This window comes from Aggregatibacter actinomycetemcomitans (assembly GCF_003130205.1).
GTDB lineage: Bacteria > Pseudomonadota > Gammaproteobacteria > Enterobacterales > Pasteurellaceae > Aggregatibacter > Aggregatibacter actinomycetemcomitans_A.
The window spans coordinates 244,039-256,196 of sequence record NZ_NRDF01000002.1 but is presented as its reverse complement, the minus strand read 5'-3'; the positions used below and the strand labels follow the sequence as shown (position 1 = coordinate 256,196).

Sequence of the window (12,158 nt, the reverse complement as noted above, 5' to 3'; positions counted from 1 at the left end):
CATAAGTTTTAATTTTTAAGAAAATCGGCTTTTATCAAAATGCGCAAATTATATCACTTTTTTATCTGCTTGCATTTCCCGTTGCACCACAATTGTGGGTTCGGGGTGAATCACAATGTCGCTGCGCGGAAATAATCTCTGTAATTGGCGTTCCAAGTGTTCGGTGATGTCATGAGCATCAATAAACGACAGTTCATCCGCCAACTCCAAATGAAACTGAATAAAACGAATGGCGCCGGAACGTCGGGTGCGTAATGCGTGAAAGCCGAGAATGCGCCGATCCACCGCGATTTCGGCGCTAAGCAATGCGTTGATTTGCTCAATTTCCTGTAGCGGCAACATTTGATCCAACAACAACTGCACCGAATAAAACAGCATTTTGGCAGCATTCAACAAAATATACAGGGCGATTAAAATCGCAAAAACTGCGTCCGCCAATAACACGCCGTAAGCGCTTAAGCCAAGGGAAATCAAAATTGCTACATTCATTAGCAGGTCGGTTTGGTAATGCAACTGATCCGCTTTAATCGCCAGGCTGTCCGTTTGTTTAATCACGCGGGTTTGGTATAACACTAAAAGTGCCGTTGCAAAAATAGAAAACAGCGTCACCACAATGCCGAGCGACGTATTAGTCAGCGTCTGCGGTGAATTAAAACGATGAATGCCTTGTAATAACAGGAAAATCGCCGAGCCCGAAATAAATGCACTTTGCACCAACGACGCCAGCGATTCCGCCTTGCCGTGACCAAAGGAATGATTGTGATCCGCCGGCATTAACGCAAAGCGCAAAATTAACATGCTCATAAAGGACGCCAGCAAATCCAACATGGAATCCGTGATGGAGGCAAGCATACTGACCGAGCCCGTTTGCCACCAGGCAATACCTTTTACCACAATTAAAATCAGCGCGGTAAGAATGGCAAAATGCGCGGCTTTTTTTACTTGCGCGGAATAAGCGATAGCGGGCATTATCTTCTACATCCCAACGCCCAATCCACCTGCATTAGCTTTTTCATTTCTTTATCTACGAAGAATTTCTTCAAGTGACTGATAATTTTTTTATTGCTCATATTGCGTAATTTATGGGTGCGCGGAATTTTCATGGAATATTGATATTGCACAAACCCGCAATGCGCCACATTCTTGCCTTTCGCCACATTCACCTGCCAATCTTTACTTTGCGCGGACGGCTCATAAATCACATAGGAATACAGGACATCATCTTTCACGTCTAATTTGAAATATTTTACCCCGGTGTTGCTATACACCTTTTTACGCCACTCTGCACGCTCTTCCAGCGTACGATGTTGCTCGCCACGATCGAGCAAAATTTCCACTGCACTTTGCCATTTCGATGCTTGTTCGCCCGGCAGCACATAAAAATAGCGGGCAACGGAATCCAAATCCTGCCGGCTCGCCAAATCATAGGTTTTCTGATTGTGTTGCAGGGTTTGTGGCACCTGTAGCTGCGGTTTTGAGACACAGGCCGCCAAAAAAAGTGCGGTCAAAAATCCAAGTGTTTTTTTTATCTTCATATTATTCCGCCAAATCCCGTTTAAAGACAAATTCCGTTTTGCTTGAAGACGCGCTGTCAAACCAATAACCGCCGAAGTCGAAATCTTTCAACTGTTCTACTTCCGTTACGCGATGTTGGATAAGATAACGACACATTAAACCACGGGCTTTTTTGGCATAGAAACTGATGATTTTGTATTTACCGTTTTTATTATCTAAAAACACCGGCTTGATGATTTGCGCCGTTAAATTCGACGGTTGCACGGATTTGTAATATTCATCGGACGCCAGGTTCACCAAAAGGTCATCCTGTTGCTCATCAATCGCCTGCTGTAACGCCTGTGTCACCAAACCATGCCAAAAGGCATATAAATCGGCGCCTTTGCCGTTGGCTAATTTGGTGCCCATTTCCAATCGATAGGGCTGAATCAAATCCAACGGCGTCAACAGCCCGTATAAACCGGACAAAATGCGCAAATGTTGTTGTACGAACAACATATCGTCATGGCTTAGGGAATCCACGTCCAAGCCGGTGTAAACATCGCCTCTGAAAGCATACACCGCCGCTTTGGCATTACGTTCGTTATGTTCTAATTGCCATTCGGCAAAACGGGCGGAATTCAACCCCGCCAGTTTGTCGCTGATGGACATGAGCGACGCAATATCCGCCGGTGTCAGACGACGGCAAATGTCGATTAATTGTTGGCTTTGCGGCAAAAAGTGCGGTTGAAATTTCGAGAGTTTTTCCGGCACGGAAGACTGAAAATCTAACGTCTTTGCCGGAGAAATAATCGCGAGCATAAAAATTCCTATTAATAAAAGCTAAATTGAAGTTAATTGCCAGTTAATCGGCGCAATATGGTGTTGTTGTAAATAAGTATTGGCTTGGGAGAAATGACGACAGCCAAAAAAACCGCGATGGGCGGATAACGGCGACGGATGCACGGATGTCAGCACGCAGTGTTTTTGTCTGTCAATAAACCGCCCTTTTTTCTGCGCCGGACTGCCCCACAATAAAAAGACCAGATTTTCCCGTTGCGAATTCAAGGTTTCAATCACTTTATCGGTGAAAATTTCCCAGCCCCAATTGGCATGAGAGTGTGCCAGACCTTGTTCCACGGTCAACACCGAATTCAGCAGTAACACGCCTTGCTGCGCCCATTCCAACAAACAACCGTGATTAGGGATTTGAAAACCGTCAATGTCTTTCGATAATTCCTGATAAATATTCACCAACGACGGCGGCGGACGCACACCATGTTTTACGGAAAAAGACAAACCGTGCGCTTGATTCGGACCATGATACGGATCCTGCCCTAAAATCACCACTTTCACTTGTTCAAACTCGGTTAATTTAAAGGCATTAAACACATCCGGCGCCGGCGGGTAAATAATCTTGCCCTGCTCGCGCTCCGCGTGCACCCGTCCCAGCACCTGCTGAAAATAAGGCTGTTGCTTTTCTTGTCCGATCACATCTTTCCAGGTTCTCATACCAAAATTCCAACACATTTCTTAATGAGCAGGAATTATAAAGAACCTCGGGCGAAATTCATAGTAAGCGGCGCAGTTTATTTGTTATAAAATTGTAATAAAAATCGCCTTATTTTGTTAAATAATACCTCAAAAATGCCAAATATTTTTGACGTGCGTCAAATATTAAAAATTAATTGAAAAAAGAGTTTGGTTCCAGGTCAAATTAATTTGAAAACTTCAAAATTTTTGATAGAATCCGCACCGTTCAATTAATATACAAACGCGCCAAATTTAGGAGGCATTTATGATTAAAGGTATTCAAATTACCCAAGCGGCTAACGACAATTTGTTAAACTCTTTCTGGTTGTTAGATAGCGAAAAAGGTGAAGCTCGTTGTTTATGTGCAAAAGGCGATTACGCTGAAGATCAAGTGGTTGCAGTAAGTGAACTTGGTAAAATCGAATATCGCGAATTGCCGGTAGATGTTACGCCAACCGTTAAAGTTGAAGGCGGTCAACATTTAAACGTTAACGTATTACGTCGTGAAACATTAGAAGATGCGGTAAAACACCCTGAAAAATATCCGCAATTAACTATCCGCGTTTCCGGTTATGCCGTACGTTTCAACTCTTTGACTCCGGAACAACAACGCGACGTTATCACCCGTACTTTCACTGAAAGCCTGTAATTTCAGGTTGAATTAAAAAGAAACCCCGAAACGATTCGGGGTTTTGTTTTTTCAAGACGCCGTAAAAAACGACCGCACTTTTCCTTTCTTTTCTAGCGCTCCCCATGCTTTTCAGGTACAATCCGCCAGTTAAATTTAATGACTTTTTATGAGAAAACTTACCTATTTATGAAGAATATTCGCAACTTTTCCATTATTGCCCATATTGACCACGGTAAATCCACCTTATCGGATCGTTTAATCCAGACCTGCGGCGGGTTGTCCGATCGCGAAATGGCGGAGCAGGTGTTGGATTCCATGGATCTTGAACGTGAGCGCGGAATCACCATTAAAGCGCAAAGCGTGACCTTAAATTACAACGCCAAAGACGGCGAAACCTATCAACTTAACTTTATCGACACCCCGGGACACGTTGACTTTTCTTATGAAGTGTCCCGTTCCCTTGCCGCTTGTGAAGGCGCGTTATTAGTCGTAGATGCAGGACAAGGTGTGGAAGCGCAAACTTTGGCGAACTGTTACACCGCCATTGAAATGAATTTGGAAGTGGTGCCGATTTTAAACAAAATCGACCTGCCTGCTGCCGAACCTGAACGCGTGGCGGAAGAAATTGAAGAAATTGTGGGCATTGACGCCATTGATGCGGTACGCTGTTCCGCCAAAACCGGCGTGGGCATTGAAGACGTATTGGAAGAAATCGTGGCGAAAATCCCCGCACCGGAAGGCGATCCGAACGCGCCGTTACAAGCCTTGATTATCGACTCCTGGTTCGACAATTATTTAGGCGTGGTGTCCTTGGTGCGGATTAAAAACGGTACATTACGCAAAGGCGATAAAATCAAAGTGATGTCCACGGGACAATCGTATAACGTGGATCGCTTGGGGATTTTTACCCCGAAACAAGTGGATACCACCGTATTAAATTGCGGCGAAGTGGGCTGGGTAGTATGTGCCATTAAAGACATCTTAGGTGCGCCGGTGGGCGATACGTTGACCCTACATAATCATCCCGCAAGTTCCGTCTTACCGGGCTTTAAAAAAGTGAAACCGCAGGTTTATGCCGGGCTGTTCCCAATCAGTTCTGACGATTACGAAGCCTTCCGCGACGCACTGGGTAAGTTAAGCCTAAACGATGCTTCTCTATTCTATGAACCGGAAAATTCCACCGCACTTGGTTTCGGTTTCCGTTGTGGTTTCCTTGGTTTGTTGCACATGGAAATCATCCAGGAGCGCCTGGAGCGGGAATATGATTTGGATTTAATCACTACCGCGCCGACCGTAGTCTATGAAGTCGAACTTACCAATGGCGAGGTAGTCTATGTAGATAGCCCGTCAAAACTGCCGCCGTTAAACAATATCGCGGAAATTCGTGAGCCGATTGCGGAATGTAATATGCTGTTGCCGCAAACCTATTTGGGCAATGTAATTACCCTGTGCGTGGAAAAACGCGGGGTGCAAACCCACATGGTGTATCACGGCAATCAAGTGGCGCTCACTTATGAAATCCCGATGGGCGAAGTGGTGCTGGATTTCTTTGATCGATTAAAATCCACTTCGCGCGGTTATGCGTCTTTGGACTACGGTTTCAAACGCTTCCAAGCGGCGGACATGGTTCGCGTGGATATTATGATCAACGGCGAACGCGTGGATGCCTTGGCGTTAATCGTACACAAAGACAATGCGCCGTATCGCGGTCGTGAATTGGTCGAAAAAATGCGTGAGCTGATTCCGCGCCAGCAATTTGATATTGCCATTCAGGCGGCTATCGGCAACCACATTATCGCCCGCTCTACGGTGAAACAATTGCGTAAAAACGTTTTGGCGAAGTGTTATGGCGGTGATGTAAGCCGTAAGAAGAAATTGTTGCAAAAACAAAAAGAAGGTAAGAAACGCATGAAACAACTGGGTAACGTGGAAGTGCCGCAAGAAGCCTTCTTAGCCATCTTGCACGTTGGAAAAGACAAATAAGGAAGTGTCAATGTCGAATTTATTTACAATTATTTTAATCGCTGTCGGATATGGTTTATGGAAGCTATTGGATCATTTCCAACTGCCTAACACCTTTTCAATTTTACTGATTATTTTCACCGCACTTTCCGGTGTGGTTTGGTGTTATCTGCGTTTTGGCGTATTGCCGAAACGTGCCAGACAAATCAGTCGGTTAGAACAACGCAGCGGAAAAACCTTAACGGACGAAGAAAAAGCGCAAATCGAACCGATTTCCGAAAGCGCTGAGTTTACGGCGTCGCTCTTTCCGGTATTGGCGTTTGTGTTAATTATTCGCTCTTTTGTGTTCGAACCGTTCCAAATTCCTTCTTCGTCAATGGAACCGACCTTGCGCATCGGCGATTTTATTTTGGTAAATAAGTTTGACTACGGCATTAAAGATCCCGTCTTCCAAAACACCATAATCAAAATGGGCAAACCGCAACGCGGTGACGTGATCGTGTTCAAAGCACCGGAATCACCAAGCGTAGACTACATTAAACGTGTTGTCGGCACGCCGGGCGATCGGGTTATTTACAATGATGTCAACCGTCACCTCACCATCGTTTACGGTAAAGACGGCAAAGAATGCCTCACCGATTGCACCACCAAAGAATTTAGTTACACCCAGCCGCAACCGAATGAAAATTTCCGTTTCATTTTAGGACGTGATTACGCAGGCAAGATTGTTTATGGTCCTTCCCCGTTGGAAACTATCGAAAGCGGTGATGTTTCCCATGCGATTCATTGGGCACCAGAGGTGAGAAATGAAGGTTTCCGCTATAAAGCCTTTGATAAACAGGACAATTACGTAACCGAATGGGTCGTGCCGGAAAATCACTATTTCGTGATGGGCGACAACCGCAACAACAGCGAAGACAGCCGTTTTTGGGGCTTTGTACCGGAACAAAATATCGTCGGCAAAGCCACCTATATTTGGCTGAGTTTGAAGAAAGAACAGGATGAATGGCCGACCGGCGTGCGTACCGAACGGTTGTTCCAAAAAATCCAATAATTCAATATGAAAGAAAATCAATTAGAACGTTTACAACGTCAAATTAACTACGGGTTCCAAAATATCGAGTTGCTTAAACAGGCTTTAACCCATCGTAGCGCCGGCCATCAACACAATGAGCGGCTGGAATTTTTAGGCGATGCCATTTTGAATTTAACCATCGGCGAAGCCTTGTTCCATCAATTCCCGAAATGTAACGAAGGGGAATTGAGTCGTATGCGCGCCACCTTGGTGCGCGAGCCGACCCTTGCCCTGCTGGCGCGGGATTTTAAGCTGGGTGATTATATTTTGCTCGGTCAAGGGGAATTTAAAAGCGGCGGTTTCCGCCGTGAATCTATTCTGGCGGATTGCGTGGAAGCCATTATCGGCGCGATTTCACTGGACAGCAATCTGACAAATGCAACACAAATTGTGCGTCAGTGGTATCAGAATTTATTGAAAGAAATTAAACCGGGCGACAATCAAAAAGATGCGAAAACCCGCTTGCAGGAATATTTACAAGGCAATCGCCTGCCTTTGCCGACGTATAATATCGTGAATATTCAAGGGGAAGCCCATAATCAATTGTTCATCGTGGAATGTTCCATTCAAAATAATGACCGCACTTTTATCGGCAAAGGTTCCAGTCGTCGTAAAGCGGAACAAGCGGCGGCAGAACAAATTTTACAAGAGTTGAATATCAAATGAGCGAACAACAAAACGAAACTTACTGCGGCTTTATTGCTATCGTCGGTCGTCCGAATGTGGGCAAATCCACCCTACTCAATAAAATCCTCGGGCAAAAAATCTCCATTACTTCACGCAAAGCACAAACCACCCGCCACCGCATTGTGGGCATTAAAACCGAAGGTGCGTATCAGGAAATTTATGTGGACACCCCGGGATTGCACATTGAAGAAAAACGCGCCATCAATCGCCTGATGAACCGCGCCGCCAGTAGCGCCATCAGCGATGTGGATTTGGTGATTTTCGTGGTGGACGGCACGCACTGGAACGACGATGATGAAATGGTGCTAAACAAACTGCGCAAAACCAAAGCACCGGTGGTGCTTGCCATTAATAAAATCGACAACATCAAAAACAAAGACGATTTGCTGCCGTTTATCACCGAAATCAGCAGCAAATTCAACTTTGCCGACATCGTGCCGATTTCCGCCGAGAAAGGCAATAACGTTAACGTGCTTGAACAAATCGTGCGCAAATCACTCCGCCCCGGCATACACCATTTCCCGGAAGATTACGTCACTGATCGTTCCCAACGTTTCATGGCATCGGAAATTATCCGCGAAAAACTCATGCGTTTTATGGGCGAGGAATTACCTTATTCCGTCACTGTGGAAATCGAACAATTTAAAGTCAACGAACGCGGCACTTACGAAATTAACGCTTTAATTTTGGTGGAACGGGACGGACAGAAAAAAATCGTCATCGGACATAAAGGCGAAAAACTGAAAAAAATCGGTACTGAAGCCCGTCTGGATATGGAACGCTTATTTGACAACAAAGTCCATTTGGAGCTTTGGGTGAAAGTAAAATCCGGCTGGGCGGATGATGAGCGCGCCCTGCGCAGTTTGGGCTATATGGAAGATTAAACAAAAAGGTGAGCACCTCGCTCACCTTTTTATATGTTATATGCCGAATGGATACATCGATACGCCAAAAGTGCGGTAGAAAAAACACCTGAAATTTCCACCGCACTTTTGTCTTATTTGCCGATACAAAACGAACTGAAAATATTCGTCAGCAAATCGTCGGAGGTAAATTGGCCGGTAATTTCACTTAACGCGCTTTGCACCATGCGTAATTCTTCTGCCAGCAATTCACCGGCCTGGAATTGGGTTAATTGAACCTGTCCCAGTTGCAAATGCTGCGCCGCCAGCTCCAACGCTTCCAAATGACGACGGCGCGCCAGGAAGCCGCCTTCCATGCCCGTTTGATAACCCATCGCCTGTTTTAAATGATCCCGCAATAAATCTAGGCCCTGCTGCGTTTTCGCCGACAAATTCACCACGGTATAGCCGTCTTCTTCATATAAACGTTCCGCTTCGCCGCTTAAATCCGCTTTATTACGGATAATGGTCAACGGAATGTTGTTCGGTAATTTTGCCAAAAATTCCGACCGCACTTTTGTCAAATCCTGCTCCGTATCGCTGCTGTCCAGCATCAACAAAATGCGATCCGCCTGCTCGATTTCATGCCATGCACGGGAGATGCCGATACGCTCCACTTCGTCGGTGGCGTCGCGTAGTCCTGCGGTATCAATAATATGCAGCGGCATACCGTCCAAATGAATGTGCTCACGTAATACGTCGCGTGTCGTTCCCGCAATGTCGGTCACAATCGCCGCTTCCCGTCCGGCAAGGGCGTTCAACAAGCTCGATTTACCCGCATTCGGACGACCGGCAATCACCACTTTCATGCCTTCCCGCAAAATCGAACCTTGTTTTGCTTCGGCGCGAACCTTATCCAGCTGCGCGATAATATCGTTCAAATGCCCTTCGATTTTACCGTCGGCGAGAAAATCAATTTCTTCATCGGGGAAATCAATCGCGGCTTCCACATACGTACGCAGATAAATCACGGAATCCACCAACTGATTTACCTTATTGGAAAATTTGCCCTGCAAGGATTTTAACGCTGAGCGCGCCGCCTGTTCCGAGCTGGCATCAATTAAATCGGCGATGGCCTCGGCTTGCGCCAAATCCAGTTTATCGTTCAGAAATGCCTGCTCGGAAAACTCGCCCGGACGAGCCAAACGAATGCCTTCAATGCGCAAAATGCGTTTTAACAGCAAATCCAGTACAACCTGCCCGCCGTGCCCTTGAAGTTCCAGCACATCTTCGCCGGTAAAAGAATTCGGTCCTTTAAAATACAGCGCAATGCCCTGATCCAAAACCGTGCCGTCCGCCTCTTTAAATGGCAAATAGTCCGCCATACGCGGTTTCGGGCATTTCCCCAACACCGCTTGCGCCACCTCAACCGCTTTAGGACCGGACACACGCAAAATGCCGATTCCGCCGCGTCCAGGGGCTGTGGCTTGTGCTACGATTGTTTCTTTCATAAGTCTATTCTCAAAACATTGGATTTTGTCATTCACAAGCTCGCTTGTTTACCCATTGCGAGGTTGTTGGCAGCGCCAACATTCAAAAAGCGTTGCATTTTGTGACCGCACTTTTTTCCTGTAAAGTGCGGTCGTTTTTCGATGCGTTTTTTAACTAAAATAAAAGGCACCAATGCGTGCCTTTAGATATGAGTTGATTCAACTATTTTTTATGACGGGTATGTAACCCTTTTTTCTCTAAACCACGGTAAATCAGTTGTTGTTGGATAATCGTGATTAAGTTGGACACCAACCAGTAAAGCACCAGACCCGCCGGGAACCAAAGGAAGAACACCATGAAGATTAACGGCATGAAGGTCATCACTTTTTGTTGCATCGGGTCGGCAACCGGTGTCGGTGACATTTTTTGTAACAAGAACATGGAAGCGCCCATTAAGATCGGCAGGATATAATACGGATCTTGTGCAGATAAGTCTTGAATCCAACCGAAGAACGGTGCATGACGTAATTCAACGGCTTCCAAAAAAGTCCAATATAAAGCGATGAAAATCGGCATTTGTAATAACAACGGTAAACAACCGCCTAATGGGTTGACTTTCTCGTCTTTATACAGCTTCATCATTTCCTGGCTCATACGTTGACGATCTTCACCGAAACGTTCGCGCATTTCCTGCAATTTCGGTTGTAACATGCGCATTTTTGCCATAGAAGTATATTGTGCTTTGGTGAGCGGATACAAAATTGCCTTCACCACTAAGGTGACACAGATAATCGCCACACCCCAGTTATGCACCAGTTTTTGAATAAAGGTCAACAACCAGAATAACGGTTTTGCAATAAACCATGCCCAACCGTAGTCAACGGTTAAATCCAAATGGTTCGCCACTTGCGCCATTTCATTTTGTAGCTTCGGACCGGTCCATAATTTGCTGGTTAAGGTTTCTGTCGTATTCGGTTGGATACTGATTATCGGGCCGCGATAACCGATTGAGCCAATGTTATTGGCTTTGTCTATTAATGTGTAAAGCTGATTTTCGGCACCCTGGTTCGGAATCCAGGCAGAAACGAAATAGTGTTGCAACACAGCCACCCAACCGGCTTTAGTATTGATGGACAAGTTGGCATTTTCCATGTCGCTGAAACTGTATTTTTTGTAATTGGTTTCGGAAGAAGAATAGGCGCCGCCGGTATAAGTCGGCATTGCCACATTACCGGAGCTTTCAACCAAAGTGTGTCTTAATTGACCATAAGGTTCCACTTCGATAGTTTTGTCGCTTTGGTTATTGATTTCGTAATTGGCGGCAATGTTATATTCACCACGTTTTAATGTGAAGACTTTACGATAGGTTACGCCGTCTTTCACATAAACAAGAGGTACGCTCAATTCACTCTGACCATCGGCCAATTTAAAATTATCACCGTCCACTTGATAGTCCGCACGACCTGATTTGGTGTCAATCCCGTCTTTACCGATTAAACCGCTTTGTGCGATATACACATGTTGCGGTGTATTTTGTAGCAACATGAACGGGGTATTTGAATCTAACTCGGCGTCATATTTCAATAACTCGGAACTGACGACATCACCGCCCAACGTATTGATTTTCAAGCGAAATACATCATTTTCCAAGGTAATGATTTTGCCTTTTGCTTGGGTGTCCGTTGCGATAACCGCATTGCCCGCATTAGAAGAAGCAGGCACATCGGATGCCGATGCGGCGGTTTGTTCGGTTGTTACAGGTTTTGGCGTGTGATAATCCAGTTGCCATTGCTGATAAACAATAAAAGACATAAAGAGTAGTGCAATGACCAGCAGGCCTCGTCTTGAATCCATTATTTATTCTCTGTTTTGTTATTATTGATCTTCGGTGGAACGGGATCGTACCCACCCGCATTTAAAGGATGACATTTTAATATACGTTTAAGCGTAAGCCAACCACCTTTTAGCATGCCGTGCGTTTTTACCGCCTCAATGCCATAACAGGAACACGTGGGCGTAAAACGGCAGCGCGGACCGATTAACGGGCTGATGACGATTTGGTAAAAACGAATTAATCCGATGAGGATTTTTGCGCCAAACGAATGTGTCGTTGCCATAATTTATCCAGCGTTTGCCATAAAGTGCGGTTGTTTAAAGCACCGATTCCCTGTTTTGCCACAATCACAAAATCATAGTTCGGCAAATCATGTTGCGCTAAACGAAAAGATTCCCGGCACAATCGTTTAATACGATTACGATCGTGGGCGCGTTTCAGGTGTTTTTTTGCCACGGTTAAGCCTAAGCGGGGATGCTCAAGGTTATTCTGGCGGGCAAGAATGGTGATTTCAGGTGAACTGGCGCGGGACGGCTGTTGGAAGACGTATTTAAAATGTTCGGGAGTTAACAAGCGTAACTCCCTGGAAAAGTTTAGCTTAATCACATT

The 12,158-nt window shown here is 45.5% G+C and carries 13 protein-coding genes; 5 read left to right on the top strand and 8 right to left on the bottom strand.

The window, feature by feature from the left end:
• Positions 1–48 precede the first annotated feature (48 nt).
• From DK423_RS03330 to ung, 4 genes are read right to left on the bottom strand one after another with little or no spacing between them, the layout of a single operon-like run.
• Complete coding sequence (locus DK423_RS03330; protein ID WP_005558780.1) at positions 49–969, bottom strand: cation diffusion facilitator family transporter; 921 nt, start codon at positions 967–969, stop codon at positions 49–51.
• Positions 969–1,535, bottom strand: a complete 567-nt coding sequence (locus DK423_RS03325) for a hypothetical protein (RefSeq protein WP_005558778.1) — start codon at positions 1,533–1,535, stop codon at positions 969–971. The genes DK423_RS03330 and DK423_RS03325 overlap by 1 nt, the downstream gene beginning before the upstream one ends.
• 1 nt (position 1,536) lies before the next feature.
• Positions 1,537–2,316: a peroxide stress protein YaaA gene (yaaA, locus tag DK423_RS03320; RefSeq protein WP_005558776.1), complete on the bottom strand. Its 780-nt coding sequence runs from the start codon at positions 2,314–2,316 to the stop codon at positions 1,537–1,539.
• 21 nt (positions 2,317–2,337) lie between these two features.
• Complete coding sequence (gene ung, locus DK423_RS03315; protein ID WP_005558775.1) at positions 2,338–3,006, bottom strand: uracil-DNA glycosylase; 669 nt, start codon at positions 3,004–3,006, stop codon at positions 2,338–2,340.
• Between the two features lie 286 nt (positions 3,007–3,292).
• Here ung and grcA point away from each other — a divergent pair, with 286 nt between their 5' ends.
• From grcA to era, 5 genes are all read left to right on the top strand, one after another.
• Entirely contained in the window at positions 3,293–3,676 is a 384-nt protein-coding gene (gene grcA, locus DK423_RS03310; RefSeq protein ID WP_061886723.1) for an autonomous glycyl radical cofactor GrcA, read from the top strand.
• A gap of 168 nt (positions 3,677–3,844) precedes the next feature.
• Positions 3,845–5,641 carry a translation elongation factor 4 gene (gene lepA, locus DK423_RS03305; protein WP_032996819.1) on the top strand — a complete coding sequence of 599 codons (1,797 nt, stop codon included), beginning with the start codon at positions 3,845–3,847 and terminating at the stop codon, positions 5,639–5,641.
• A 10-nt stretch (positions 5,642–5,651) separates the two neighbouring features.
• Positions 5,652–6,674 carry a signal peptidase I gene (lepB, locus tag DK423_RS03300; RefSeq protein WP_005558770.1) on the top strand — a complete coding sequence of 341 codons (1,023 nt, stop codon included), beginning with the start codon at positions 5,652–5,654 and terminating at the stop codon, positions 6,672–6,674.
• Positions 6,675–6,680: 6 nt separating this feature from the next.
• Positions 6,681–7,361, top strand: coding sequence for a ribonuclease III (gene rnc, locus DK423_RS03295; protein WP_005558768.1), 681 nt, complete (start codon positions 6,681–6,683; stop codon positions 7,359–7,361).
• Entirely contained in the window at positions 7,358–8,266 is a 909-nt protein-coding gene (era, locus tag DK423_RS03290) for a GTPase Era (RefSeq protein ID WP_005558766.1), read from the top strand. The genes rnc and era overlap by 4 nt, the downstream gene beginning before the upstream one ends.
• A gap of 113 nt (positions 8,267–8,379) precedes the next feature.
• Here era and mnmE read toward each other — a convergent pair whose 3' ends face one another.
• The 4 genes from mnmE to rnpA all read right to left on the bottom strand — a co-directional run bounded on the left by mnmE (position 8,380) and on the right by rnpA (position 12,155).
• Positions 8,380–9,735, bottom strand: a complete 1,356-nt coding sequence (gene mnmE / locus DK423_RS03285; protein ID WP_005558764.1) for a tRNA uridine-5-carboxymethylaminomethyl(34) synthesis GTPase MnmE — start codon at positions 9,733–9,735, stop codon at positions 8,380–8,382.
• A gap of 202 nt (positions 9,736–9,937) precedes the next feature.
• A complete protein-coding gene (gene yidC / locus DK423_RS03280; RefSeq protein ID WP_061886009.1) occupies positions 9,938–11,569 on the bottom strand; it encodes a membrane protein insertase YidC in 1,632 nt (543 codons plus the stop codon).
• A complete protein-coding gene (gene yidD, locus DK423_RS03275; protein ID WP_005558759.1) occupies positions 11,569–11,832 on the bottom strand; it encodes a membrane protein insertion efficiency factor YidD in 264 nt (87 codons plus the stop codon). Before yidD ends, yidC begins: the two co-directional genes overlap by 1 nt.
• Positions 11,787–12,155 carry a ribonuclease P protein component gene (rnpA, locus tag DK423_RS03270; protein WP_032996818.1) on the bottom strand — a complete coding sequence of 123 codons (369 nt, stop codon included), beginning with the start codon at positions 12,153–12,155 and terminating at the stop codon, positions 11,787–11,789. The genes yidD and rnpA overlap by 46 nt, the downstream gene beginning before the upstream one ends.
• Between the last annotated feature and the right edge of the window lie 3 nt (positions 12,156–12,158).